Annotated in this window: 22 protein-coding genes and 1 pseudogene; 11 read left to right on the top strand and 12 right to left on the bottom strand. The window is 65.9% G+C overall.

What is annotated here, in order from left to right; translation table 11 throughout:
- Positions 1 to 46: 46 nt before the first annotated feature.
- The 3 genes from MBR110_RS04265 to MBR110_RS04255 all read right to left on the bottom strand — a co-directional run bounded on the left by MBR110_RS04265 (position 47) and on the right by MBR110_RS04255 (position 1,527).
- Positions 47 to 283 (bottom strand): hypothetical protein, encoded by a 237-nt coding sequence (locus tag MBR110_RS04265; protein ID WP_034194786.1) that lies wholly within the window; start codon positions 281 to 283, stop codon positions 47 to 49.
- A gap of 158 nt (positions 284 to 441) precedes the next feature.
- Positions 442 to 1,158 (bottom strand): 3-oxoacyl-ACP reductase FabG, encoded by a 717-nt coding sequence (gene fabG / locus MBR110_RS04260; protein ID WP_011886026.1) that lies wholly within the window; start codon positions 1,156 to 1,158, stop codon positions 442 to 444.
- Between the two features lie 108 nt (positions 1,159 to 1,266).
- Positions 1,267 to 1,527, bottom strand: coding sequence for a phosphopantetheine-binding protein (locus MBR110_RS04255; RefSeq protein ID WP_011886027.1), 261 nt, complete (start codon positions 1,525 to 1,527; stop codon positions 1,267 to 1,269).
- Positions 1,528 to 2,130: 603 nt separating this feature from the next.
- Between MBR110_RS04255 and MBR110_RS04250 the strand changes: the two genes are divergently transcribed.
- The 10 genes from MBR110_RS04250 (at position 2,131) to MBR110_RS04205 (ending at position 12,669) form a co-directional block, all read left to right on the top strand.
- On the top strand, positions 2,131 to 2,775 hold the full coding sequence (locus tag MBR110_RS04250; protein WP_014723648.1) for a membrane protein: 645 nt from the start codon (positions 2,131 to 2,133) through the stop codon (positions 2,773 to 2,775).
- A 52-nt stretch (positions 2,776 to 2,827) separates the two neighbouring features.
- Entirely contained in the window at positions 2,828 to 4,606 is a 1,779-nt protein-coding gene (locus MBR110_RS04245; protein ID WP_181709198.1) for an AMP-binding protein, read from the top strand.
- Entirely contained in the window at positions 4,603 to 5,577 is a 975-nt protein-coding gene (locus tag MBR110_RS04240) for an LpxL/LpxP family acyltransferase (RefSeq protein ID WP_059462447.1), read from the top strand. The genes MBR110_RS04245 and MBR110_RS04240 overlap by 4 nt, the downstream gene beginning before the upstream one ends.
- Before the next feature lie 29 nt (positions 5,578 to 5,606).
- Entirely contained in the window at positions 5,607 to 6,269 is a 663-nt protein-coding gene (locus MBR110_RS04235) for an outer membrane lipoprotein carrier protein LolA (protein WP_059475011.1), read from the top strand.
- Positions 6,266 to 8,827: an MMPL family transporter gene (locus MBR110_RS04230; protein WP_034194781.1), complete on the top strand. Its 2,562-nt coding sequence runs from the start codon at positions 6,266 to 6,268 to the stop codon at positions 8,825 to 8,827. The genes MBR110_RS04235 and MBR110_RS04230 overlap by 4 nt, the downstream gene beginning before the upstream one ends.
- Positions 8,824 to 9,720, top strand: a complete 897-nt coding sequence (locus MBR110_RS04225) for a polysaccharide deacetylase family protein (protein WP_034194780.1) — start codon at positions 8,824 to 8,826, stop codon at positions 9,718 to 9,720. Before MBR110_RS04230 ends, MBR110_RS04225 begins: the two co-directional genes overlap by 4 nt.
- Before the next feature lie 63 nt (positions 9,721 to 9,783).
- Positions 9,784 to 11,013, top strand: a complete 1,230-nt coding sequence (locus tag MBR110_RS04220; protein ID WP_181709197.1) for a beta-ketoacyl-[acyl-carrier-protein] synthase family protein — start codon at positions 9,784 to 9,786, stop codon at positions 11,011 to 11,013.
- Entirely contained in the window at positions 11,010 to 11,828 is an 819-nt protein-coding gene (locus MBR110_RS04215; RefSeq protein ID WP_059735427.1) for a beta-ketoacyl synthase chain length factor, read from the top strand. The genes MBR110_RS04220 and MBR110_RS04215 overlap by 4 nt, the downstream gene beginning before the upstream one ends.
- Positions 11,825 to 12,352, top strand: a complete 528-nt coding sequence (locus tag MBR110_RS04210; protein ID WP_059735429.1) for a hotdog family protein — start codon at positions 11,825 to 11,827, stop codon at positions 12,350 to 12,352. The genes MBR110_RS04215 and MBR110_RS04210 overlap by 4 nt, the downstream gene beginning before the upstream one ends.
- Positions 12,349 to 12,669 carry a hypothetical protein gene (locus MBR110_RS04205; RefSeq protein ID WP_011886037.1) on the top strand — a complete coding sequence of 107 codons (321 nt, stop codon included), beginning with the start codon at positions 12,349 to 12,351 and terminating at the stop codon, positions 12,667 to 12,669. The genes MBR110_RS04210 and MBR110_RS04205 overlap by 4 nt, the downstream gene beginning before the upstream one ends.
- A gap of 459 nt (positions 12,670 to 13,128) precedes the next feature.
- On the opposite strand, the gene MBR110_RS04200 is transcribed toward MBR110_RS04205, so the two are convergent.
- The 7 genes and pseudogenes from MBR110_RS04200 to MBR110_RS04170 all read right to left on the bottom strand — a co-directional run.
- Complete coding sequence (locus MBR110_RS04200) at positions 13,129 to 13,329, bottom strand: hypothetical protein (protein WP_011886038.1); 201 nt, start codon at positions 13,327 to 13,329, stop codon at positions 13,129 to 13,131.
- Positions 13,330 to 13,428: 99 nt separating this feature from the next.
- Positions 13,429 to 14,172, bottom strand: coding sequence for an acetoacetyl-CoA reductase (phbB, locus tag MBR110_RS04195; protein WP_046424012.1), 744 nt, complete (start codon positions 14,170 to 14,172; stop codon positions 13,429 to 13,431).
- Positions 14,173 to 14,398: 226 nt separating this feature from the next.
- A complete protein-coding gene (locus MBR110_RS04190) occupies positions 14,399 to 15,580 on the bottom strand; it encodes an acetyl-CoA C-acetyltransferase (protein WP_041493836.1) in 1,182 nt (393 codons plus the stop codon).
- 298 nt (positions 15,581 to 15,878) lie between these two features.
- Positions 15,879 to 16,460 carry a TIGR01841 family phasin gene (gene phaP, locus MBR110_RS04185; RefSeq protein WP_034192568.1) on the bottom strand — a complete coding sequence of 194 codons (582 nt, stop codon included), beginning with the start codon at positions 16,458 to 16,460 and terminating at the stop codon, positions 15,879 to 15,881.
- 152 nt (positions 16,461 to 16,612) lie between these two features.
- Positions 16,613 to 16,810 carry a hypothetical protein gene (locus tag MBR110_RS04180; RefSeq protein WP_131929064.1) on the bottom strand — a complete coding sequence of 66 codons (198 nt, stop codon included), beginning with the start codon at positions 16,808 to 16,810 and terminating at the stop codon, positions 16,613 to 16,615.
- Between the two features lie 100 nt (positions 16,811 to 16,910).
- Positions 16,911 to 17,675 (bottom strand): ParA family protein, encoded by a 765-nt coding sequence (locus MBR110_RS04175; protein ID WP_011886041.1) that lies wholly within the window; start codon positions 17,673 to 17,675, stop codon positions 16,911 to 16,913.
- Positions 17,676 to 18,588: 913 nt separating this feature from the next.
- A pseudogene (locus tag MBR110_RS04170) lies at positions 18,589 to 18,798 on the bottom strand (arsenical resistance protein ArsH); the annotation flags it as partial.
- Here MBR110_RS04170 and MBR110_RS04165 point away from each other — a divergent pair.
- Positions 18,776 to 19,048, top strand: a complete 273-nt coding sequence (locus tag MBR110_RS04165) for a hypothetical protein (RefSeq protein WP_181709267.1) — start codon at positions 18,776 to 18,778, stop codon at positions 19,046 to 19,048. The pseudogene MBR110_RS04170 and the gene MBR110_RS04165 sit on opposite strands and share 23 nt — an antisense overlap.
- Positions 19,049 to 19,188: 140 nt before the next feature.
- On the opposite strand, the gene MBR110_RS04160 is transcribed toward MBR110_RS04165, so the two are convergent.
- Together MBR110_RS04160 and hisS are read right to left on the bottom strand one after the other, a co-directional pair.
- Positions 19,189 to 23,748, bottom strand: a complete 4,560-nt coding sequence (locus MBR110_RS04160; RefSeq protein WP_181709196.1) for a non-ribosomal peptide synthetase — start codon at positions 23,746 to 23,748, stop codon at positions 19,189 to 19,191.
- A 48-nt stretch (positions 23,749 to 23,796) separates the two neighbouring features.
- On the bottom strand, positions 23,797 to 25,074 hold the full coding sequence (gene hisS, locus MBR110_RS04155; RefSeq protein WP_181709195.1) for a histidine--tRNA ligase: 1,278 nt from the start codon (positions 25,072 to 25,074) through the stop codon (positions 23,797 to 23,799).
- Positions 25,075 to 25,131: the final 57 nt, after the last annotated feature.

Genomic DNA, 25,131 nt, shown 5'->3' with positions numbered 1-25,131 from the left:
TCGTCGATGCCGGGCGACGGCTCGCGCAGCGACAGGCCGGCGCGCTTCACGACCGATGCTCCGGCGGATGGGCGGCGCTCGCGTCGATCTCGACCGGCGGATTGCCGCCGCATGCATCGGCGTGGACGAACGACGTGCGTACGCCCAGGCCGGCCGCGTCGCGCAGCACGCCTTCGATCGCGGCGCGCGCGCCGGGAAACGTCTGCCGGAACGCGTCGCCGCGCCGTTGCGTACCGTGCTGCGGCGCGGCGAGCCGCGCCTCCGCGCTGCGGACGAGTCGCAAGGCACGACCGCCGCCACGACGCACGGCGCGCACGCCATACGGGGCTGCGGCTGCGGCCGGGACGGTGGACGGAGAACACACGCGCCGTTCGGCGCCGACTGGTTGCACTGACACTTCGATTTCCTCAACAAGCGGCGCGGCGTGGGACGCACGCACGGTCATGCAAGCCCGCCGTTGACCGACAGTACCTGCCCGGTCACATAGGCGGCCGCATCGGACACCAGATACGCGACCATCGCCGCGACTTCGTCGGGCCGGCCTGCGCGTTGCGCGGGCACGAGCTGCCTGATCCGTTCGATCGGGAACGCGTCGCCGGCCATCGGCGATTCGATGATGCCGGGCGCGACCGCGTTCACGGTAATGCCGCGCGACGCGAGCTCGAGCGACAGCGATTTCGTCGCACCGATCAGCCCGGCCTTCGCGGCCGCATAGTTGACCTGCCCGCGGTTGCCGGTCACGCCGGCGACCGACGCGATGTTCACGATGCGCCCGTGTCGCGTGCGGATCATCGGCAGCAGCAGCGGCTGCGTGACGTTGAAAAAGCCGTTGAGCGTCACGTCGATCACGTCGTGCCATTGGCGGCGCGACATGCCGGCCATCGGCGCGTCGTCGTGGATGCCCGCGTTGTTGACGAGGATCTGCACCGGCGCGCCGTCGACGAACGGTGCGAGCGCGGCGAGCGTCGCGTCGGCGTCGGTCACGTCGAACGCGATCGCATGCGCGGCGCCGCCGGCCGCGACGAGCCGCTGCGCGACGGCCTGCGCCTGGGCGAGATTCCGGTTCGCATGCACCCACACTTCATGGCCGGCCTGCGCGAGCGCCGTGCAGATCGCCTGCCCCAGTGCGCCGCTGCCGCCCGTTACGAGCGCCCGCATCGAATGGCTCCGTTCATTGCACGTCGCGTTGAGCGACGCCGCCGCCTCGTATCGTGCCGCAGGCGTCGCCGCGTGCCGTCGTCCATGGCGTGCCGTATCGCGCCGCCGTCACTTCGTGCGATGCACGGCGACGTAGGCGGCCAGCGCGCCGAGATTCGAGAAGATCTGCTGGTTGTCCGGGTTGTCCGAGCGCAGCTCGAAGCCGTACTTCTTCGAGATCAGCAGCGCGATTTCGAGGATGTCGATGGAGTCGAGCCCGAAGCCCTCGCCGTACAGCGCGGTCGCGGCCGTCACCGTGTCGGGCGAGACGTCTTCGAGATTTAGTTCGCCGATGATCAGCGTGGCGAGCTCTTGTTCCAGTGCGTTCATCATGCTTGCGGGCAGGCGGCCCGGGGCAGCGAAAGGCGCATCGAACCGGCAGCCGCCGTGCCCGCGCGGCGCGTGCGAAGCGCCGTCGCGCCAGCGTCTGCCGGCTTCCCCGCCTGCGTTATGGGGGACCATGTGTAAAAGTTACGCGGATTCTAGACGAACGGATATCGGGGCGTATACCGCGAATGGTTACAGACTGAAGGGCCCGCGCGCGGGCCAGTTGGAGGCCCCGATCGCACGAGACGCTTGCGCCGCTTCGACTCGAAATGAATCGCCGCAGCGACGCGTGCGCGCGGCCGCCATACAATCCGTTACAAAACCCGGCCGCGCCCATCACGAAGCGTCGCGCCGCGGCCCTAAAATGTGCGTGCGTCACCACCGGCCCGGACTGAGTTCGGGCCATGGTTCGCAAGCCTTTTCGTAAGACTTTTTCGTAAGACCTTTGACAGCCCGACGCACGCGTGGGGCGACGATCCGCACGATGTTTCCAGCAGCCATGCCACGCCCGTTCATTCGCCCCGCTCCCGTCCGTCCAGCCGTACGCCGCGCTACCGCGGCGGCCATCGGCCGTGCGCGGGCGCGCCGCGCAGCGGGAGCACCGCGATGAGCACGCCGCTCGCCATCGCGCGCGGCGCCGGCGCGCTGGCCGCGGTCGCCGCGTATCAGATCGGCGCGCATTACGCGGCCGCGACGCCGGGCGCGCACGGCTTCGGCCTCGCGATGGCGCTGGTGCCGCCGCTGCTGCTCGCGCTCGGTGCGGCGCTGCGCTCGCCGCGACGCGCGGCGCTCGTGCCGGTGTGGCTGCTCGTCGCCGGCGCGCTGTGGGCCGCACGCGTCCCGCTCGCACGCCATTTCGAATGGGGCCTGTATCTCGAGCACGCGAGCTTCAACGTCGCGATGGCGCTGCTGTTCGGCCGCACGCTGATGGCCGGCCAGGTGCCGCTGTGCACGCGCTTCGCGGCGATGATTCACGGCGAGATCACGCCGGCCGTCGCGCGCTACACGCGGCGCATCACGCTCGCGTGGGCGCTGTTCTTCGTCGCGATCGCGGCCGTGTCGACGCTGCTGTTCGCGACCGCGCCGATCGCCGCGTGGTCGACCTTCGCCAACTACCTGTCGTTGCCGCTCGTCGCCGTGATGTTCGCCGCCGAGCATGCGTGCCGGCGCGTCGCGCTGCCGGGCGACGCGCGCACGACGATGGCCGACTCGATGCGCGCGTACCGCGCGTCGACCCAGCCGTCGCGATGATTCCAAGGCCGGCGCGGCTGCGCCGGCCACTGCCTCACGCTTCAACCGATTTATGCCGACTCACCCGCTGGTATTCCCGCTGGTATTCCATTCGTCGCCGGACCAGACGATCGCCTGGCGCGACGGTGCGCCCGTCAGCGTGCGCACGTTCGTCGCGGACGTCGCACGCGTCGCCGCCGTGCTGCCCGCCGGCGGCCACGTGTTCAACGTGTGCCGCGATCGCTACCGCTTCGCGGTCGGCCTGTGCGCGGCGCTCGTCGCCGGCAAGGTCAGCCTGCTGCCGTCGACGCACACGCCGGAGATGGTGCGCCAGCTCGCGTCGTTCGCACCCGATGCGTTCTGCCTGCACGATGCGCCGGACTGCACGATCGACCTGCCGCGCTTCGCGTATCCGGAAGCCGCCGCGCACGCAGGCGGCGACGACGACGCCGCGCCGTGCGTGGTGCCGCAGATCGACGCGTCGCGGCTCGTCGCGTACGTGTTCACGTCGGGTTCGAGCGGCACGCCGGTGCCGCATCGCAAGACGTGGGGCGGCCTGGTCGGCTGCGTGCGCGCGGCGGCCGAACGCCTCGCGCTGCTCGACGGGCGTGCGGCCACGCTGATCGGCACCGTGCCGCCGCAGCACATGTACGGCTTCGAATCGACGGTGCTGCTCGCGCTGATCGGCGGCCTCGCGTTCAGCAACCGGCAACCGTTCTATCCGGGCGACATCCGCGACGAACTCGCCGCGCTCCCGCAGCCGCGCGTGCTCGTCACGTCGCCGGTGCATCTGCGCGCGCTGCTGTCGGCCGGCCACGCGCTGCCGCGCGCGGCGCTCGTGCTGTCGGCCACCGCGCCGCTGTCGGAAAAGCTCGCCGGCGAAGCGGAAGCCGCGCTCGACGCGCCGCTCGTCGAAATCTACGGCAGCACCGAGACCGGCCAGATCGCGACGCGCCGCACGTCGCAGGGCGCCGCGTGGCAACCGTTCCCCGAGATCCGGCTGGACGTGCGCGACGCCCTCGACCGGCCGGGCGCGGACGCCGCGGGCGACGACGGCGGCCCGACCGTCTGGGCGTCGGGCGGCCACGTCGAGGCGCCGGTGCCGATGGGCGACGCGCTCGAACTGCTCGGCGACGGCCGGTTCCTGCTGCACGGCCGCAAGGCCGACCTCGTCAACATCGCCGGCAAGCGCACGTCGCTCGCCTATCTGAATCATCAGCTCAACGCGATTGCCGGCGTCGTCGACGGCGTGTTCTTCATGCCCGACGAAGCCGCGCCGGCCGACGCCGATGCGCGCCGCGAACCGGTGACGCGGCTCGTCGCGCTGGTCGTCGCGCCGACGCTCGCCGCGGCCGATCTGCAGCGCGCGCTGCGCGAACGGATCGATCCGGCGTTCATGCCGCGTCCGCTCGTGTTCGTCGACGCGTTGCCGCGCAACGAAACGGGCAAGCTGCCGCGCGACGCGCTGGCCGCGCTGGTCGCCCGCCACGTGCGCACGAGCGCGGCCGCCGCGCGGGCGCACTGCGCGCCGCAGACGCGGCTCGGCTTCACGATCGCGGCCGACCATCCCGCGCTGCCCGGCCATTTCCCCGGCCATCCGATCGTGCCGGGCGTCGTGCTGCTCGACCACGCGATCGCCGCGCTCGGCGCGTCGCTGAACCGGCCGCTCGACACGTGGCGGCTCGCATCCGCGAAATTCCTGAGCCCGGTCGCGCCCGGCGAGCCGCTCGATCTCGCGTTCGAGGCGGCGGCGAACGGTGCGATCCGCTTCACGCTGCGCGCCGGCGCGCGCGACGTCGCGAGCGCCGTGCTGGCCGAGCCGCCCGCCACGCACGACGGCGGACAGCCATGAAGCGCACCGCGTGGGCCGAACGCCAGGAACGCAGCCATGCGGGTTTGCTGCGCGTGATGACCTGGCTGTCGCTGCGCTTCGGCCGGCGGCCGTCGCGTGTCGTGCTGCATGCGATCGCGACGTACTTCGTGCTGTTCTCGCCGGCCGCGTGCGCGGCGTCGCGCGACTACCTGCGCCGCGCGCTCGGCCGTCCCGCGCGATGGCGCGACGTATACCGGCACGTGTTCACGTTCGCGACGACGATCCACGACCGCATCTATCTGATGAACGGCCGCTTCGACCTGTTCGACATCCGGCTGCACGGCGCCGCGCGCGTCGACGAAGCGCTCGCCGGCGGGCGCGGCGCGTTCCTGCTGGGCGCGCACCTCGGCAGCTTCGAGGTCGTGCGCGCGATCGGGCGCACGCGTGCGGACCTGCGCGTCGTCGTCACGATGTACGAGGAAAACGCGCGCAAGATCAACGCGACGCTCGCCGCGGTGAATCCGGCCGCGACGCCGGAAGTGATCCCGCTCGGGCGGATCGATTCGATGCTGAAGGTGCGCGAGCGCCTCGACGCGAACTGCATGGTCGGGATGCTCGCCGATCGCACGCTGCTCGACGACGGGGCCGCGTCGCTGCGCCGGCTGCCGCTGCTCGGCGCACCGGCCGCGTTTCCGCTCGGGCCGCTGCACATGGCCGCGATGCTGCGGCGCCCGGTGCTGTTCATGACCGGCCTGTACCGCGACGGCAACCGCTACGACGTCCATTTCGAAACGATCGCCGATTTCTCCGACGTGCGCCGCGACACGCGCGCGGCGGCCGTCGATGCGGCGCTCGCGCGCTACGTCGGCCTCGTCGACCGGTACTGCCGCGCGGCGCCTTACAACTGGTTCAACTATTTCGATTTCTGGCAGACGGGCGATGCCGCCGCGCGCGGCGACGATGCGCGCGCGTGCACCGAGCTGCCGGCCACCCGGGATTCCGACACATGATCGCCGTTCGTCGCTCGTTGGCATCGTCGATGTCGTCGTTGCCGCGGCCCTGCCCCCCGCGGTCGTCGTCGTTGCCGTCGTTCACGCTGCTCCATGCGCTACGCGGCGCCGCCCGCACGCTCGTCATCGCGGCGGCCGCGGCCTGCGCGCTGCCCGCCCACGCGGCCGACGCCGGCCCCGCGTGGACGCTCGACCGGCTGATGGCGACGCTCGCGCAGCACAAATCCGGCCGCGCGACCTTCACCGAGACGAAGACGCTGTCGATCGCGGCCGAGCCGCTGGAATCGTCGGGCGAGCTCGTGTTCGTCGCGCCCGACCATCTCGAGAAGCACACGCTGCGCCCGAAGCCCGAGCATCTCGTGGTCGACGGCGACATGCTCACCGTCGAGCGCAACGACCGCAAATACACGCTCGCGCTCGCGCGCTATCCCGAGCTGGGCGCGTTCATCGACAGCATCCGCGCGACGCTCGCCGGCAATCGCTATGCGCTCGAACAGCTCTACAAGGTGGTGGTCGACGGACACGGCGACGACTGGACGCTCACGCTCACGCCGCTCGATGCGCGGATGCTGAAGGTCGTCAGCTCGATCACGCTCGACGGCACGCGCGACGTGCTGCGCAGCGTCGCGATCCGGCAGGCCGACGGCGACCATTCGACGATGCGCCTGCAACCGGCGCCCGCGAACCGATGAACGAGCGCCCCCGCTCGGCCGGCCCCGTCGCGCCGCATTCGCCCGCCTGGCGGCAACCCGCGGTGCTCGTATGGGCACTGGCGCTGGTCGCGTGCGCGGCGGCGATCGCCCGCGCGAATTTCACCGCCGATCTGTCCGCGTTCCTGCCGCGTGCGCCGAGCGCCGCGCAGCGCGTGCTCGTCGACCAGCTGCGCGACGGGATCGTGTCGCGGCTGATCCTGGTGGCGATCGACGGCGGCGATGCGGCCACGCGCGCCGCGCTGTCGCGGCGCATCGCACGCACGCTGCGCGACGATCGGCAGTTCTCGGCGGTCAACAACGGCGAAGCCGCGAACGACGCGCGCGACCGGCAGTTCGTGTTCGATCATCGCTACCTGCTGAGCCCGGCGGTGAACCCGCAACGCTTCAGCGCGGACGGCCTGCACCGCGCGCTCGGCGACAGCCTCGACCTGCTGAGTTCGTCGGCGGGGCTCGTCGCGAAGGCGCTGCTGCCGCGCGACCCGACCGGCGAGGTGACGGCGCTCGTCGACCAGCTCGACAGCGGCGCCCAGCCCGCGCTGCGCGACGGCGTGTGGGCGTCGCGCGACGGCACGCGCGCGGTGCTGGTCGTGCAGACGGCCGCGGCCGGCGCCGACACCGATGCGCAGGCGCGCGCGCTCGACGCCGTGCGGCGCGCGTTCGGGGCGGCCACGCAGACGCTGCCGGACCGCGCCGCCTACACGCTCGCGATGACCGGCCCCGGCGTGTTTTCGGTCGACACGCGCGACACGATCCGCCACGACGTCGAGCGGCTGTCGACGGCGAGCATCGTGCTGATCGTCGCGCTGCTGCTCACGCTGTACCGCTCGCCGCGCACGCTCGCGCTCGGGCTGCTGCCGGTGCTCACCGGCATCGCGGCCGGCATCGCCGCGGTCGGCGTCGCGTTCGGTACGGTCCACGGGCTCACGCTCGGCTTCGGCACCACGCTGATCGGCGAAGCCGTCGACTACTCGATCTACCTGTTCGTCCAGTCGGCGCGCGCCGATTCGCGCAACGTCGCGCGCGCAGGCGACGCGACCCGCGCATGGATCGCCGCGTACTGGCCGACGATCCGGCTCGGCGTGCTGACGTCCGTGTGCGGGTTCGCGTCGATGCTGTTCTCCGGCTTTCCGGGTCTCGTGCAGCTCGGGCTGTATTCGATCGCCGGCCTGACGGCCGCCGCGCTCGTCACGCGCTTCGTGCTGCCGCATCTGCGCGGCGAGCACGTCGCGATTCGCGACGTGTCGCGGCTCGGCGCGCTGCTCGCGCGCGCGGCGGCCGCGGCGCCGCGGCTGCGCTGGCCGCTCGCGCTGCTCGTCGCGGCCGCGTGCGCGACGCTCGTCATCCATCGCGACGGCCTGTGGAGCCGCGAGCTTGCCGCGCTCAGCCCCGTCCCCGGGAGCGCGCAGGCGCTCGATGCACGGCTGCGGGCCGACGTCGGCGCCCCGGACGTGCGCTATCTCGTCGTGATCTCGGCGCCGGGCGAACAGGCGGCGCTCGAACGCGCGGAGCAGGTCGCCGGGCAGTTGCAGCCGCTCGTCGATCGCGGCGCGCTCGCCGGCTTCGAAACGCCCGCCCGCTATCTGCCGAGCGACGCCGCGCAGCGTGCGCGGCAGGCGAGCCTGCCCAGCGCCGACGTGCTCGCCGCCCGCATGCGCGACGCGGTCGCGAATCAACCGGTTTCCGTGAAGCCCGAGCTGTTCGCGCCGTTCATCGCCGATGTCGACGCGGCGCGCCGCGCGCCGCTGCTCACGCGCGCCGACTTGCGCGGAACCTCGATGGCCGTTGCCGTCGATGCACTGCTGACCGAGCGCGACGGCCGCTGGAACGCGATGCTGCCGCTGCGCGCGGCGGATCGCGCACGCAGCGCGTCGTCGGCCGCGGCGGCGCCCGATGCCGCGGCGGCGCCCGATGCCGCGGCCGCGCTCGACACGGCGGCGATCCGCGCGGCCGTCGCGCGCGCCGGCGTGCGCGATGCGTTGTTCGTCGACCTGAAGGCAGAAGCTGATCGCCTGTACGTCGACTACGTGCGCGAGGACTTGCGGCTGTCGCTGGCCGGCTTCGCGGCGATCGCCGTGCTGCTGCTGATCGCGCTGCGCTCGCCGCGTCGCGCACTGCGCGCGCTCGCGCCGCTGGTCGCGGCCGTGCTGGTGGTGGCAGCCTCGTTCGCGCTCGCCCGCGTGCCGCTGACGATTCTGCATCTGGTCGGCATGCTGCTGATCGTCGCGGTCGGGTCGAACTACGCGCTGTTCTTCTGCAAGCGCGACGATGCGCAACCGGTGACGCCGTACACGCTCGTGTCGCTGCTGGTCGCCAACGCCGCGACGGTGGCGGGCTTCGGCCTGCTCGCGCTGTCGCACGTGCCGCTGCTCGAAACCTTCGGGCTGACCGTCGGCCCCGGCGCGATGCTCGCGCTCGCGTTCGCGGCGATCCTCTCGCCGCGGGCGACGGACACTGCCGAAGCATCGGAAGCATCGGAAGCACCGGACGCACCGCCCGCGCACCGCCCGCATCACAATCAGACAGGAGGTCGCTCATGAACGAGCCGTCGGCCATTGGGCGACACCCGGGCGGCCCTGCGCGCCGCTGGAAGCCGACGCCGCTGATCGCCGGCACGGTCGCGCTGCATGCGGGCGCGCTCGCGGCCGTGCTCGCGCAACCGGGCGCGTGGCCTTGGGCTGCCGGCAGCGTGTTCGCGTCGCACGCCGCGCTGACGGCGGCCGGCCTGTGGCCGCGCAGTGCGCTGCTCGGCCCGAACTGGACGCGGCTGCCGGCCGACGCCGGCCGCCGGATCGCGCTGACGATCGACGACGGCCCGGACCCCGAGGTCACGCCGCGCGTGCTCGACCTGCTCGAGCGCCACGACGCGCGCGCGACGTTCTTCTGCATCGGCGATCTCGCGCGTCGGCATCCGCGCTGGATCGAGGCGATCGTCGCGCGCGGTCACGCGGTCGAGAACCACAGCCAGCGGCATCGTCACACGTTCTCGTTGACGGGGCCCGCCGCGCTGCGGCGCGAGATCGCGGCCGCGCAGCAGACGCTGATCGAACTCACCGGCACGCGCCCGCAGTTCTTTCGCGCGCCGGCCGGGCTGCGCAATCCGTTCCTCGAGCCGGTGCTGTGCGAGCTCGGCCTGCAGCTCGCGAGCTGGACGCGCCGCGGCTTCGACACGCGCACGCGCGACGCGGGCATCGTCGCGCAGCGGCTGCTCCACGGCCTCGCGCCGCGCGACATCCTGCTCGTGCACGACGGGCACGCCGCGCGTGATGCGCGCGGCGTACCGGTCGTGCTCGACGTGCTGCCCGCGCTGCTGCGCGCGGCTGCCGACGCGCAATTGCAGTGGACCACGCTGCGCGCCGCCGCCGCCGCGGCCGAGCCGCCCGCAGCGGGCGTCCGGCCGGGCCTGCAAGGGACCCCGTTTGATAAACTCTGACCACGCCCGACGCGCCGGCCGGCGTTGCTGCCGCGCGCGTTCCGGCTCCCGGATGCGATCCTCGTGAACCCTCTCCTGCTCTCGCACTTCACCAGCACCAGCTGCATCGGCCGCGGCGGCGACGCGACCGTCGATGCGCTGCGCACCGCGCGCGGCGGGCTCTCGCCATGTCGCTTCGAGCGCGCCGAACTCGACACGTGGATCGGCGCCGTCGACGGGCTCGATGCGCAGCCGGTGCGCGCCGATCTCGCCGACTTCGACTGCCGCAACAACCGCCTCGCCCAGCTCGCCCTCGTGCAGGACGGCTTCGACGCGCACGTCGCGGCGGCCGTCGCGCGATACGGGGCGCAGCGCATCGGCGTGTTCGTCGGCACCAGCACGTCGGGCATCCTCGAAACGGAACGCGCGTACATGCGGCGCGATCCCGCGAGCGGCGCGCTGCCGGCCAACTTCCGCTACGCACATACGCACAACCCGTATTCGGCCGCCGCGTTCGTGCGCGCGTATTGCGGGCTGCGCGGGCCGGCGACGGCGATCTCGTCCGCCTGCTCGTCCGGCGCGAAGGTGTTCGGCTCCGCGCGCCGGATGATCGAGGCGGGGCTGATCGACGCGGCCGTGGTAGGCGGCGTCGACACGCTGTGCCTGACCACGCTGTACGGCTTCAATTCGCTCGAACTGCTGTCGCGCCAGCCGTGCCGGCCGTTCGACGTGGCGCGCGACGGCATCTCGATCGGCGAGGCCGCCGCGTTCGCGCTGCTCGAGCGCGTGCCCGCTGAACGCGACGCACTCGACGACGATGCGATCCTGCTGCTCGGCATCGGCGAATCGAGCGATGCGCATCACATGTCGTCGCCGCATCCCGAAGGACTCGGCGCGCGCCTCGCGATCGAACAGGCGCTCGCATCGGCCGGCCTCGACGCGACCGACATCGACTACGTGAACCTGCACGGCACCGCGACGCCGAGCAACGACGCCGCCGAAAGTCGCGCAGTCGGCGCGCTGCTCGCGCGCACGCCGTGCAGCTCGACCAAAGGCGCGACCGGTCACACGCTCGGCGCGGCCGGCGCGCTCGAAGCCGTGATCACCGCGCTCGCGCTGCGCGAGGGGTTCGTGCCGGCCGGCGTCAACACGACGCAACCCGATCCGGCGCTCGCTGCCGACTACGTGCTCGCGAGCCGCGCGGCGCAGATGCGCACGGCGCTGTCCAATTCGTTCGGCTTCGGCGGCACGAACTGTACGCTGGTGTTCGGCCGCGCCGACCACGCGAGCGCGAACCGCCGGGAGCCGACATGACGCTCAGCGCATTCATCGAAGGTATCGGCTTGGTTGGCCCGGGGCTGAACGACTGGCCGCACGCGGCCGCCGTCCTCGCCGGCCACGCGCCCTACGCGAGCGCGCGCACCGTGTTGCCGCCGCCGGCCGGCTTGCCGCCGGCGGAACGCCGGCGCACCGGCCCGGTCGTGCGCGTCGCGCTGGCAGCCGGCCTCGAAGCCGCGGCGGCGAGCGGGCGCGACGCGGCGACGCTTGCGACCGTGTTCAGCGCGTCGGGCGGTGATGGCCAGAACTGCCATGCGATCTGCGAAACGCTGGCCGGCGATGATCGCCAGCTGTCGCCGACGCGCTTCCACAACTCCGTACACAATGCGCCGGCCGGCTACTGGAGCATCGCGACCCGCGCGATGGCGACGTCGAACGTGCTGTGCGCGCACGACGGCAGCTTTGCCGCGGGCCTCCTCGAGAGCCTGTGCCAGGTGGCGGTCGATTGCGTGCCGAGCCTGCTGATCGCTTACGACACCGACTATCCGCAGCCGCTGCGCAGCGTGCGCCCGATCGTCGACGCATTCGGCGTCGCGCTGGTGTTCGCGCCGCAGCCGAGCGAGCGCACGCTGGCGCGCATCGACGTGGCGCTCACCGATGCCGCGGCGACGCCGCTCGCGCTGCCCGCGCTCGAAGCGCTGCGCGCCGGCATTCCGGCCGCGCGTGCGTTGCCGCTGCTCGATGCGCTGGCCGCGCGGCGTGCGACGCGCGTCGTACTCGACTATCTGGACGATACGCGCGTGCAGGTCGATGTCGCGCCGGCCGATGCGGCCATGGAGCGTGTGCGATGACGACCGTCGACGCTACGCCGCTGCCGCCGATGTCGACCGCGACGCTCGATCGCGAATGGATCGCCGCGCGCATTCCGCACGCGGGCGCGATGTGCATGCTCGAGCGCGTCGACGCGTGGGACGCCGTGCGCATCCGCTGCAGCGCGACGAGCCACCGCGATGCGCACCATCCGCTGCGTCGCGACGGCCGGCTCGCGTCGGTGTGCGGCATCGAATATGCAACGCAGGCGATGGCCGTGCACGGCGCGCTGCTCGGCGCGCACGACGAACGGGCGCGTCCGCGCGCCGGCTATCTCGCGAGCGTGCGCAACGTCGATGCGTTCGTCGATCGGCTCGACACGTTCGAGCTGCCGCTCGTCGTGGAGGCAGAGCGCATCGGCGGCGACGACCGCACGGTGCTGTACGACTTCGCGCTGCGCTGCGGCGAGCGCGTGCTGCTGCGCGGACGCGCGGCGGTGATGCTCGATGCAGCGGCGGCCGGCGCATCGGCCGCGCCGCACGGCGATCGCATGGAGGCCCGATGAATCAATCCGAAGGAAACCACGTCGTGAAAGCACGCAAGTTCGTTTGCACCGCGTTCGTCGTCGCGCTGATCAGCCCGATCGCGCACGCGGACATGTCGGAAGTGAAGCAGGACATCAAGCGCGATTCGAAGGAAGCCGCGCACAAGACCGGCGAGGCCGCGCGCAGCTTCGGCCATGCGACCGCGAGCGCCGCGAAGGCGGTCGGCCACGGCATCGCGCACGCGTCGCGCGAGGGCTGGGATGCGACCAAGCGCACGACCAAGCGGGTCTTCCACAAGAACGACTCGGGCGACGGCGCGCAGACGCGCGGCGAGTGAGCCACGGTATCGCGCAGGCGTTGCGCGCGGGCCGGGATGCGACCAAGCGCACGACCGAGCGGATTTTTCGCAAGGGCGATTCGGGCGACGGCGCGCAGACGCACGGCGAGTGAGCCACGGCATCGCGCAAGCGTTGCGCGCGGGCCGGGATGCGACCAAGCGCACGACCGAGCGGATTTTTCGCAAGAGCGACCCGGGCGACGGCGGGCTGACTCACGGCGATTGAGCGCGATTGACTGCGAGCGAGCGGCGCACCGCCGCCGAGCTCGCGGGTTGCGGGTTGCGGGTTGCGGGTTGCGGGTTGCGGGTTGCGGGTTGCGGGTTGCGGGTTGCGGGTTGCGGGTTGCGGGTTGCGGGTTGCGGGTTGCGGGTTGCGGGTTGCGGGTTGCAGACTGCGGCACGGTACGTAAGCGCGCCGCAGCCGCCGTCGCCTACCGCTACGTACTCACCCCGCCGCCCTCACCGCGCGCCGCTGCGCGTGCGCCGTACCGGCCGACGCGCAAGACGCCTGCCATACGCGACGACCCAGCAATCGCGATGATCGAAATTGCGCAGCAACCGCGCGCGGCGCCGCTCGAGCCAGTGCAGCGCGATCGCCATCGTCAGCGCGACGGCCAGCGCCGAGCCGCCGATCACGAGTCCCGTCCAGGTGTCGCCCATGCCTCCTCCGGAATGCGAGGCCGGCGCGGCGTGCCTACCGCGCCGGCGCTGGATACTGCGGGAACGCGGCCCGGCCGTGCGCGGCCGGGCCGCCACGCGTCAATGCATGTGCTGGCCGCCGTTGATCGCGATGTTCGAGCCCGTCACGAAGCCGGCCTCTTCCGAGCACAGATACGCGACCAGCGCCGCGACTTCCTCCGGCTGGCCGAGGCGCCCCGCCGGGATCTGCGGCAGGATCTTCGTATCGAGGATGTCCTGCGGGATCGCCGTCACCATCTTCGTCGCGAGATAACCGGGCGACACCGTGTTCACCGTCACGCCCTTGCGCGCGACTTCGAGCGCGAGCGATTTGGTGAAGCCGTGCATGCCGGCCTTCGCCGCCGCGTAGTTGGTCTGCCCGACCGAGCCCTTCGAGCCGTTGACCGACGAGATATTGATGATGCGCCCCCAGCCGCGCTCGACCATGCCGTCGCACACCGGCTTCGTCATGTTGAACACCGAGTCGAGGTTGGTGCGGATCACCGCGTCCCAGTTCACCTTGTCGAGCTTGCGCAGCGTCATGTCGCGCGTGATGCCCGCGTTGTTCACCAGGATTTCGACCGGGCCGACGTCCCGGACGATCTTCTCGACGCACTGCTGACACGAATCGTGGTCGGCCACGTCCACCGGGTACGCGTCGAATTCATGGCCGGCCGCATGCATCGCGCCGAGCCAGCGATCGGCGCCGCTGTTGCCCGGCGAATACGTGACGACGACCCGGTGGCCCGCATCGCTCAGCCGGATGCTGATCGCTTCGCCGAGGCCGCCCATTCCACCCGTCACAACTGCAATTCGCTTAGTCATCCTGTTTGTCACCGACAAGAAAAGTAGACAATCACGCGAGACGGCCGCACCGCCGATGCCGCCGCCCCGCCGCTGCGATGCGTCCGCGCCCGCGGCGCGGACACGGCGCATCCCGGAACATCACGCTTGTTGTTGGCAACGTATCGCGCGCGAAGCCGCTGCTTCGTGCGCGCGCGGCGCAGGCTGCGCCGCCTCCATGCTCGAGCGTCGAATCGCGCTCATGCGCTTACGCGCGCTCCACCGCGAGCGCCACGCCCATCCCGCCGCCGATGCACAGCGACGCCAGCCCGCGCTTCGCATCGCGCTTGACCATCTCGTGCAGCAGCGTCACCAGAATCCGGCAGCCCGAGGCGCCGATCGGGTGACCGATCGCGATCGCGCCGCCGTTCACGTTCACCTTCGACGTGTCCCAGCCCATCTGCTTGTGCACCGCCAGCGCCTGCGCCGCGAACGCCTCGTTGATTTCCATCAGGTCCAGATCGCCCGGCGTCCAGCCCGCGCGCTCCAGGCAGCGCCGCGACGCCGGCACCGGCCCCATGCCCATCACGCTCGGATCCACGCCCGCGTTCGCGTACGCCTTGATGCGCGCCAGCGGCGTGAGCCCCAGCGACTGCGCCTTCTGCGCCGACATCACCAGCACCGCCGCCGCGCCGTCGTTCAGCCCCGACGCGTTCGCCGCCGTCACCGAGCCGTCCTTCGCGAACGCCGGCTTCAGCCCCGCCAACGATTCCGCCGTCACGCCGTGACGCACGAACTCGTCGGTCGCGAACTGCAGCGGCTCGCCCTTGCGCTGCGGAATCGACACCGGCACGATTTCGTCGGCGAAGCGGCCGGCCTTCTGCGCGGCTTCCGCCTTGTTCTGCGACAGCGCCGCGAACGCGTCCTGCTCCTCGCGCGTGATCCCGTATTCCTTCGCGACGTTCTCCGCCGTGATGCCCATGTGGTACTGGTTGTACACGTCCCACAGCCCGTCGACGATCATCGTGTCGACCAGCTTCGCATCGCCCATCCGGAACCCGTCACGCGAGCCCGGCAGTACGTGCGGCGCCGCGCTCATGTTCTCCTGGCCGCCCGCGATCACGATCTCCGCGTCGCCCGCCGCGATCGCGTTCGCCGCCAGCATCACCGCCTTCAGGCCCGAGCCGCACACCTTGTTGATCGTCATGCCCGGCACCGCCGTCGGCAGCCCGGCCTTGATCAGCGACTGACGCGCCGGGTTCTGCCCCGAGCCCGCCGCCAGCACCTGACCCATGATCACTTCGCTCACTTGATCGGGCTGCACGCCTGCGCGCTCCAGCACCGCGCGAATCACCGTCGCGCCCAACTCCGGTGCCGCAACCTTCGCGAGCGAACCACCGAATTTGCCGACCGCGGTCCGCGCGGCCGATACGATCACTACGTCCGTCATGTTCTGTTCCTGCGTTGAAATCAATGGGTCGATAGGGGATGCGCGGCGGTGGGCGGGCGGCGCGCAGACTGCCGCGCCTCGGCGCCGTGCGGCCGCGCGTGCGGACGCGCAGCGCGACCGTCAGAGCGGATGCGTCGCACACCGCGAAAGCGATACGCGGCACTTCCGCGCGCTCGGCCCGTTCCCGGACATCGCGCCATAAGCCGGCCATGCGCCGGCCGCCGCGCAGCACACGCGACGGCCGGCACGAGGCTCCCGTGGCGATCAAGCGATCGTGTTCGTGTCGCGCGACCCGCGATCACGCGGCCGATTCGCGCGACGCGGCGTCCTTGCGGGCGGCTGCGGCCGTCTGCTTCGCGCCGCGCGCGGCCGTGTCGCTGACCGCGTCGAAACCGCTTTGCGCGGCCTCGATCGCCTGCCCGGTTGCCGCGCGCATCGAGTCGGCCGCGGCCGTCGCCGCGGACAGCGCCGAATTCAGCGCGGCCACCACGGCGCCCGAACCGGCCGGTGCGTGCTTGGTCAGCTCGCCGACCACGTCCTTCACGCGCTTGTCGGTCTCCTCATACTGCGCCTGAGCGACTTTGGCCCACTCGGCCTGCGTCGACACCGCGATGTCGAACAGATGGCGACCGTACGCGACTGCCTTGCCGGCCGCTTCCTGCGGCGCGGCGACCTGCTGCGCGAAACCAGCCGCCGGGTTGCTCGCGTTGAACGCGTTCTTCAACTTGTCCTCGTACTCCGCGAGCGCCGTCCGGGCCGCTTGCAGATTGAGTTCGACGACGGCCTCGAAGCCGCTGATCGCCGGACGCGCGAGCGCAAACCAGGTTGCGATACCGGACTGATAATCGGCGGCGAATTTTTCGGGGGCAAATACGGACATCGGGCACGCTCCTGTTGGCAATGCGAGAGACGACGTAACGGAAAATGGAAGGCAGATCGACCGCCCGCTTCCTTACTGACAACCCGCAACTCCATTGAGCTCGAGAAGTTGAGGTGGCCATTCTAGAACGTTTAATTGTCAATTAAATGGCATTAATGATAGGTGAAAACCCTTATGCCTCGAAATGACCGGCGCTGCAAGGCGGCCTGCAGGCTTGCATGACGGCGTTGCACCGCAACGCCGACGATCGCTTTTACCTTTTTACGGTATGCCGCACCATGACGAGATGCAACATTTACCCCGTCATTATTCCCGATATTAAAAAAATGATCGCATTCGAATGCGATCATTTATCATGTAATCGTTTTTTCGATTTATTCTGAAACCGTTGCCGGGATTACTAATACGCATTTAAATGATCGGATGATTCCGATTATTGCCGGCGCAGATTCACCCGGCCAACTCGCGGTGCAGTGCGCGAAACTCCTGCGCGAGCTTGTGCGCCGGCTCGAGATGAATCACGGGCTTGGACTGCTGGTGCGACTCGCGAATCTTCACCGACGCCGACAGCCGCGACGCGAGCACCGGCAGCCCTTCGCCGACGAGTTCGTCGACCAGCTGCTGCGGCAGGCTTGCGCGCGGCTGGAACTGGTTGATGACGATGCCTTCGACCTCGAGCGCCGCGTTGTGGTCCTGCTGGATTTCCTTCACGTTCTCGAGCAGCGTGTACAGCGCGCGGCGCGAGAAGTCGTCGCAGTCGAACGGAATCAGGCAGCGCTCGACCGCGATCAGCGCCGAGCGCGAGTAGAAGTTCAGCGCGGGCGGCGTGTCGATGTAGACGGCGTCGTAGCCGTCCAGCTCGTTCAGCGCGTCGCGCAGCTTGTAGATCTTGTAGCGCGACTCGAGCTTGCCGTGCAGCGTGTCGAGGTCCGCGTGCGCGGGCATCACGTCGAGCCCGTCGAATGGCGTCGGATGAATGAACGAGGCGACGTCGATCGGCCGGAAGTTGAACGTCAGCGCCGTCTCGAAGAACTCGGCGGCGCCGGGCCGCGCATCGGCCGCGCGATCGCCGAGCAGATAGTGCGTGGAGTTCGCCTGCGCGTCGAGGTCGATCACGAGCGTGCGCAGCCCTTCGCTGGCGCTGATCGCCGCCAGGTTGCAGACGATCGTCGATTTGCCCACGCCGCCCTTCTGGTTGAATACGACCCGCCGCATTGCGTCTCCTTCGATCGAACGTCGAAGAGACGAGCTTAGCCGGTCAATCATGGCGGCCGCGTGACATCGATCAGATGCGCGCGATTGCGCACGATTGCGGGCGGCATCCGCGGCGTGTCGGGCGCGCGGCACGTATACGGCAAAGGGCCCGGCGGTCCGCGCCGAGCGATTCGCTCGACTCGGGCCGCCGGGCCCCCTTCGGGTACGCGATGCCGTCGGTCCGCTTTAGAACGGTTCTGTTCTGTAATAACCGTAAACTTTCTCGACCAAGGCCGCCCAGCAACACGTACAACGGTACCTGCGGGCGTAATTTGAGAAAAAGCGAAACTTTTCCCGGGGTCACTTATCCACCGCGCGACGAAAATTGCGCCACATGACTCCTCCGAGGTGGCAGGAACATAGTGAGTGCCTGACTGGAACCTTGAAGTGCGGGGGAAGCGACAGCGAGCGGCTCGCTGCTCCGCGTCAGTTCCAGGTGTCCTATAAGTCGCGCTGGAAAAGACATGACGGAGTAGGCAATGTCGACGCGCCAGAAAGACTGAGCGCTGACCAAACGCAACTACGCTGCGTTACGCGAAGCGGGATGAAACCGCTCGATCCAACAAGGAAGCCGCATGGGCAGAGTGATGATGCCAACCGAATGGCTCGCAGGAGGTTATCCTCGAAACGTCTGAATTGCAAGTACTGGCGACCTAAGCACCGGCCAGCTGCCCGAGGTACGCAGCATCCCCACATATAAGTTCTGCTACGCCCAGGATCCCAATCAGCAAGCAGGGTGATGTGCTGGGCGCCTCGACTGATCCGCTTGAGGAATCCTGGGCCGATCCGAGAGCGAGTTTTGCGACAAACCTCTCCCCTGAACGAAGGCAAAGTTCGCCATGAGACACAAGCGCCTGCCTTGATCCCAAGGAACTTAGATTCTGCCTTGATTCACGCGCTTCGACAGTTCTTCGGCGCTTTCCTTTCGCTCGCTATACCGATCGACCAGGTACGGGCCGATGTCACTAGTCAGCAAAGTGAATTTGACCAGCTTCTCCATCACGTCGACCACCCGATCGAAATGCGCCGACGGCTTCATTCGCCCCGCTTCGTCGAACTCCATGAATGCCTTGGCCACCGACGTCGACGCGCTGAACGCTGCATTTGCTGATCGCGCAGCATGGCGTGCAACGGTCGTTGCAACGGATGACTGGCGCCGGGCGGCAGCCCAGATCGGCCGCGAACAAACCAACAGCCTGCACTGGCACCAGCCGGATCAGACGTCCACCGAGGTCTTGCTGACGCTGGTGGAACTGCTCGACCGTCACGGCTTCACGCCCGATGAACGCCGCGACGTGCTCACTTACGTCCGCACCAGTAGCTCGCGAGCGTAAAGCGTCCAACTGCCGGTGGCCGACCGCAACGCAATGGGTCAGTTCCGCGTGAACATCAACGCAGACGCTCAAGGTGTGTTGGAGTTCCCTCGGTCCGGAGCACTGCAATGAAGGCGACATTCACGAATACGCTTCCGAAATCAATCAGAGTAGGTGACAGAAAAATTCGAATCGACCAACCGCAAAATGGGAAGTTTTGTGCCCGTTGATAAACAGATTCGGCAAATAAGCTCTTTGAAATGCACAACCATATTCTGAATTGTCGATGCTTTGAAGAGCTCCGTGCGATATTCGACGTAGCCGGTCAGTGTCGCCTCTGACGCAAAGACATTCATAATCAAATCGAAGCGTGCAACGTCGCTGTGCAGGAAGGTTGTCATGGCACGGAGACCGGGCAGGCGTAACGCGCGATCAGCCGTCAAATGGTAGCCGAACATTGTATTTACGAGGGGAGACTGTCCCGACTTGCGAGTCAGGTTTAATCCGCGGACCAATCTATCGAAGGGCAGATCCTGATTGGAGTATGCATCGAGTGTAGTTGTGCGCACTTCTTCAAGCACTTGCGCGAACGTCATGTCGCCAGACAACTTTGTTCTTAACACGAGCGTGTTGATGAACAAACCGATTAACCCCTCCACCTCCTCCCGATTGCGATTGGCAATGGGTGTGCCGACGCAGATATCCGGTGCCCCCGTGTAACGGTACATCAGCACATTGAACACCGCAAACATCACCATGAATGGCGTAGCGCGGTATCTCTTGGCCAACTCGCTTATTTTGCCGACATACTCCACGGGCAACTCGAATACCTGTGTCGCCCCATGGTGTCCCGACTTCGCCGGACGCTCATAATCGCAGGGTAATTGCAGCGTCTGCGGCGCGTCGGCTAGCTGCTTTCTCCAATACGACAACTGACGCTCGAGTTCTTCCCCTTCTAGCCAGTCGCGCTGCCACTGTGCAAAGTCCCGGTACTGGATCGGCAAATCCGCAAGCTCCGGCTCACATGCCTCCTTGCGTGAGCGATAGAGTTCGCCCAACTCCCGCACAAAAATGTTGCCAGACCACCCATCGAAAACAATATGGTGGACATTGACGAAAAAAATATGTTTCGTCTCGTTCACCCTCACCAACAGGACGCGCATCAACGGGGCATCACTCAAGTCGAATGGTCGTCTCGCATCCTCCTTCACCAGTCGCTCTGCCTCCGTCTGCGCCTCTTCCTCCGGCAAACCACTCAAATCAACCAGCGGCAGCGCCAGCGAGATATCGCTTCGTATCGCCGCCACTGGCTCACCCTCCTCATTCATCGAAAAGCCCGTACGCAACACCTCGTGTCGTCTCACGACCTCATTCAATGACCATTCCAACCCTTCTCCATCCAACGGCCCTTCCAGCGTCATCACCATTGGAATGTTGTAAAACGCCGCGCTCGCTGAGACCTGCTCGAGGAACCAAAGCCGCTCCTGCGCGTATGATAGGGGGATTCTCGATGTTGCCTCTCCCTTCTCTATCTGCACACTACGTGAAGGCGTTGACCCCGCCGTTTCGCTCTCGATATATGCGGCAATTTCACCCACCGTGAGGCCCCTAAACAGCACATCGAGGGGAATTTCGACGCCACAATGCCGGTATATCTGCGACGTAAGCCGAATAGCCAGCAGCGAGTGCCCACCCAAGTCGAAGAAATTTTCGTTGACGCCCACTCTGTCGATGTTCAACAGGTTCCGCCAGATATCTGCAACCATGTTCTGCGCATATGTGGTCGGCATCTCGACCTGCTCGGCCTCTCGCTTGTGCTTCATTCCGAGCATCGCAAGCGCTGTCCTATCAACCTTGTTGTTTGGCGTTAGCGGAAATCTGCTGAGCGATACGATGTTCGCCGGTATCACATGAGCCGGCAACTCGTCTCTAAGTATGCGTCTCAATACCTCGGGCTGCAGGTTCGAGTCATCATGCGGAACCACATACGCAATCAAGCGCTTGTCGTCAGTGTCGAAATCGATCGCCATAGCCAGCGCGTCCTTGACGCCCGGTTGCTGCATGAGGACCGACTCGATTTCGCCCGGTTCCACACGATATCCGCGTATCTTGATTTGCTGGTCATTGCGACCAAGGTACTGAAGCGCTCCTCCAGGCAAATAGCGGCCAAGGTCGCCGGTTCTGTAAAGTCGCGCACCCGGAATTCCGCCGATTGGATCGGGAACGAACTTCTCGGCCGTAAGCGCCGGCCGATTCAAGTATCCGTGCGCCACCCCTCGCCCACCTACATAGATTTCTCCCGTTGCACCAACGGGCAATGGATTCATATCTTCATCGAGCAAGTAGATCTGTACATTGGAGATGGGATAGCCGACGTGAGGATTTTCATCTGGACCGTCAACCTTTCCGACAGCGCAATGAATAGTACATTCAGTCGGACCATAAACATTGAACACCGATTGGCCTGGCTTGGTGGCGAGATAGCCCCATAGGGATGGACCTATGTCTTCCCCACCAAGGAGAAGCATACTTGGCCAATAGTGCGGCGAAGACATTCGAGTTGAGGCCTCGAGATACCCCTTGAAAAGCGACGGAGTGAAATTCATCGAGTCAAGGCGATAACGTTCGATATAGCTGCGGAGTTTCTCCATATCGATGCGCGCGTGCTCGGGAATGACACAATTTATGGCGCCAAGTGCCATCATGAGCAATTGCCGGGTTGAGGCGTCGAAGGCGAGTGAAGCCAACGAACCGACGCGTACCCCCTCCCATGAGGGCCGGTCGCCGAAAGTGCTGCACAGTGTATCCGTAAGATTAACGACCGATCGATGTGACACGAGGACGCCTTTCGGCAACCCAGTCGAGCCGGAGGTATAGATACAATAGGCGACACTATCGGGCGAGACGATCTCGCACAAATTAGGTGTCTTCAACGACACATCGTGGCCGATGATATCTCTGACTGAGATGACCTTTGCTCCCCATTCCGTCAAAAAGGTCTGCCCCGCAGAGTCCGATAGGACGAACGCAGGCTTCGCGTCGCTGATCATCCAAGCTATTCGATTGCGAGGGTAGCTCTGGTCGAGCGGCATATAGCCTGCTCCGACTTTCATAATCGCCAACTGGCACACAACGAATTCAATCGACGGCGCAAGATAAATCCCGACAAGTTCATTCCTTTGGACACCGAGATCCTGCAACCGGTAAGCTAAAGCGTTTGCGCTTGCATTCAGCTGCGCAAATGTCCATGTCTTGTCCTCAAATATTACTGCAGGGGATCCAGGTGTCTTCAGCACCTGATTTTCGAATACTTCGTGGATACAATTCGAACGCAGCTCGACAGTCCCGTAGTGACGCTCTGCCTCGCGTCTCACCGCTGCCAATTCATCAAGTAGGACATGAACGTTGGAAATCCGAGTGCTAACGTTCCCAAGATTCTGGTCCAAGATTGCCCGATAGTTATCGAAGAGCCGGTGGATCGTCCTCTCGCGAAACTGCGCGCTGCTGTAACCAACCCAGACCTTGATGCCGTCGTTTCCGAAAAACACAGAAACACTGAGCTGCGCAATCTGATTTTCTCTAGGGAAATACGACGTGGTGATCTTGAGGTCACCCGTTGCCATACCCTCGGGCTCCGACTGAAACACCATGATGAGCTGAGCGAGCGCATTGCTCCCGATGCCATCTCGGTGAGGATTGATTTCCTTCACAAGCCTATCGAAGGGTAGATCTTGATTGGAGTATGCATCGAGTGTAGTTGTGCGCACTTCTTCAAGCACTTGCGCGAACGTCATGTCGCCAGACAACTTTGTTCTTAACACGAGCGTGTTGATGAACAAACCGATTAACCCCTCCACCTCCTCCCGATTGCGATTGGCAATGGGTGTGCCGACGCAGATATCCGGTGCCCCCGTGTAACGGTACATCAGCACATTGAACACCGCAAACATCACCATGAATGGCGTAGCGCGGTATCTCTTGGCCAACTCGCTTATTTTGCCGACATACTCCACGGGCAACTCGAATACCTGTGTCGCCCCATGGTGTCCCGACTTCGCCGGACGCTCATAATCGCAGGGTAATTGCAGCGTCTGCGGCGCGTCGGCTAGCTGCTTTCTCCAATACGACAACTGACGCTCGAGTTCTTCCCCTTCTAGCCAGTCGCGCTGCCACTGTGCAAAGTCCCGGTACTGGATCGGCAAATCCGCAAGCTCCGGCTCACATGCCTCCTTGCGTGAGCGATAGAGTTCGCCCAACTCCCGCACAAAAATGTTGCCAGACCACCCATCGAAAACAATATGGTGGACATTGACGAAAAAAATATGTTTCGTCTCGTTCACCCTCACCAACAGGACGCGCATCAACGGGGCATCACTCAAGTCGAATGGTCGTCTCGCATCCTCCTTCACCAGTCGCTCTGCCTCCGTCTGTGCCTCTTCCTCCGGCAAACCACTCAAATCAACCAGCGGCAGCGCCAGCGAGATATCGCTTCGTATCGCCGCCACTGGCTCACCCTCCTCATTCATCGAAAAGCCCGTACGCAACACCTCGTGTCGTCTCACGACCTCATTCAATGACCATTCCAACCCTTCTCCATCCAACGGCCCTTCCAGCGTCATCACCATTGGAATGTTGTACGACCAGTCTTCCTTGTTCAAGGCTTGATTGAACAAAAATCGGTCTTGGCTCAGCGAGGTCACCGCCATACTTAGGGTGGTCATTTGGTACGCCTGATATTTTGGAGGATGGGACGGGACGATGTGCGGACGTTAGTCCACTTCTTTAGCGCCAAGAGCTGACTGCGTCCATACTCCGGACCGGAAGTGGAACGTGTACCCATATCCTTGACGCTCGAACGCAGCTAGTTGAGACCGATGGTTCCCCCGCTTACGGGCTACATCTACGACCTCAAAACTGTCTCGTAGCGATGCGGCTTTTTCGTGAGCAGCGCACAGGTCGCGCTCATCCTCAAACAGAACCACCGCTTTGCGAGCCGTGCCATCCAACGAGCGTCGTTCATCTCGGAGCACATCAATCAGTCTTTCAAATCCGATGGAAAAACCGCATGCTGGGGTATCACGACCAAGGAGATTTCCGATCATTCGATCGTATCGCCCCCCTCCGGCAATGGAAAACGGGAAATTCTTATAGGAAATCTCAAATATCTGGCCTGTGTAATATCCCATCCCCCTGACCAGGTATGGATCAAATATTATTTGATATTTTTGCTCAGACAAATTAACAGTTGCATCGATAACCGATTGCAAACGGTTCAACGCATCGGCACAACTTTGGCGCTCACTCTCCGAAAAATGCTCCGCCATACGGGCAGGCGAATCGACGCTCAATTTCATAAATTCAACGAGTTCATGGACACTTTTCTTATCAAATCGATTTAACTCAGCCTCCACTCCATCTATCCCGATCTTGTCGAGCTTATCTAATGCGATCATAACCGATGAGTGATCCGCCACTTGAAATCCAAGCGACGACAGCAAGCCCTCTAGCAAACGCCTGTCATTGATGCGAATGGTGAAACGTTCCAAACCGAAGGATTCGAGGCAGCGTGCCGTTGTGGTAATAAGATCGACCTCGGCGAGCATGCTTTCCTCACCTATAATATCGATATCACATTGAACGAACTGCCGAAATCGTCCTCTCTGTGGACGCTCTGCACGCCAGACGGGTCCCACCTGAATAGATTTAAAAGGAAGGACAAGGTTAGAGACATTACAGGCGAAAAATCGCGTTAGAGGCAACGTCAAATCGAAGCGTAATCCATATTCAACGATACTGGCCTCTGTTGCACCCGGGTTCAGATTCAGTTTTTCGCCGCGTTTGATGATTTTAAAAATGAGCTTCTCATTCTCCCCACCATTTCCCGCGGTGAGAAGATCAATAGCCTCCATCGTTGGAGTCTCTATTTTTCGGTAACCGTGAGACCGGTACACAGAAACAATCTTAGACTCTACTGCATCCCGAAATTCCGCATCATCGGGTAAAAAATCTCTCATCCCACGAGCTGGTTGCACATTGCCTTTACTCAATTCTCGACTCCCTTTTTAAATTTCACAACTCTTCCCCCAGATCTATATTCTTTAAAC

It is taken from the genome of Burkholderia sp. MBR-1 (genome assembly GCF_013822785.1).
GTDB classification, from domain to species: domain Bacteria; phylum Pseudomonadota; class Gammaproteobacteria; order Burkholderiales; family Burkholderiaceae; genus Burkholderia; species Burkholderia vietnamiensis.
Note: the sequence above shows the minus strand (reverse complement) of the source record. Positions and strands in the feature narration are given on the sequence as shown.

Bases quoted from the DNA above. Each gene is read 5' to 3' on its own strand.
- fabG (WP_011886026.1), bottom strand. From the start codon at position 1,158: ATGCGGGCGCTCGTAACGGGCGGCAGCGGCGCACTGGGGCAGGCGATC.
- MBR110_RS04255 (WP_011886027.1), bottom strand. From the start codon at position 1,527: ATGAACGCACTGGAACAAGAGCTCGCCACGCTGATCATCGGCGAACTA.
- MBR110_RS04250 (WP_014723648.1), top strand. From the start codon at position 2,131: ATGAGCACGCCGCTCGCCATCGCGCGCGGCGCCGGCGCGCTGGCCGCG.
- MBR110_RS04245 (WP_181709198.1), top strand. From the start codon at position 2,828: ATGCCGACTCACCCGCTGGTATTCCCGCTGGTATTCCATTCGTCGCCG.
- MBR110_RS04240 (WP_059462447.1), top strand. From the start codon at position 4,603: ATGAAGCGCACCGCGTGGGCCGAACGCCAGGAACGCAGCCATGCGGGT.
- MBR110_RS04235 (WP_059475011.1), top strand. From the start codon at position 5,607: ATGTCGTCGTTGCCGCGGCCCTGCCCCCCGCGGTCGTCGTCGTTGCCG.
- MBR110_RS04230 (WP_034194781.1), top strand. From the start codon at position 6,266: ATGAACGAGCGCCCCCGCTCGGCCGGCCCCGTCGCGCCGCATTCGCCC.
- MBR110_RS04225 (WP_034194780.1), top strand. From the start codon at position 8,824: ATGAACGAGCCGTCGGCCATTGGGCGACACCCGGGCGGCCCTGCGCGC.
- MBR110_RS04215 (WP_059735427.1), top strand. From the start codon at position 11,010: ATGACGCTCAGCGCATTCATCGAAGGTATCGGCTTGGTTGGCCCGGGG.
- MBR110_RS04210 (WP_059735429.1), top strand. From the start codon at position 11,825: ATGACGACCGTCGACGCTACGCCGCTGCCGCCGATGTCGACCGCGACG.
- MBR110_RS04205 (WP_011886037.1), top strand. From the start codon at position 12,349: ATGAATCAATCCGAAGGAAACCACGTCGTGAAAGCACGCAAGTTCGTT.
- MBR110_RS04200 (WP_011886038.1), bottom strand. From the start codon at position 13,329: ATGGGCGACACCTGGACGGGACTCGTGATCGGCGGCTCGGCGCTGGCC.
- phbB (WP_046424012.1), bottom strand. From the start codon at position 14,172: ATGACTAAGCGAATTGCAGTTGTGACGGGTGGAATGGGCGGCCTCGGC.
- MBR110_RS04190 (WP_041493836.1), bottom strand. From the start codon at position 15,580: ATGACGGACGTAGTGATCGTATCGGCCGCGCGGACCGCGGTCGGCAAA.
- phaP (WP_034192568.1), bottom strand. From the start codon at position 16,460: ATGTCCGTATTTGCCCCCGAAAAATTCGCCGCCGATTATCAGTCCGGT.
- MBR110_RS04180 (WP_131929064.1), bottom strand. From the start codon at position 16,810: ATGATCGCATTCGAATGCGATCATTTTTTTAATATCGGGAATAATGAC.
- MBR110_RS04175 (WP_011886041.1), bottom strand. From the start codon at position 17,675: ATGCGGCGGGTCGTATTCAACCAGAAGGGCGGCGTGGGCAAATCGACG.
- MBR110_RS04165 (WP_181709267.1), top strand. From the start codon at position 18,776: ATGAATGCCTTGGCCACCGACGTCGACGCGCTGAACGCTGCATTTGCT.
- MBR110_RS04160 (WP_181709196.1), bottom strand. From the start codon at position 23,748: ATGACCACCCTAAGTATGGCGGTGACCTCGCTGAGCCAAGACCGATTT.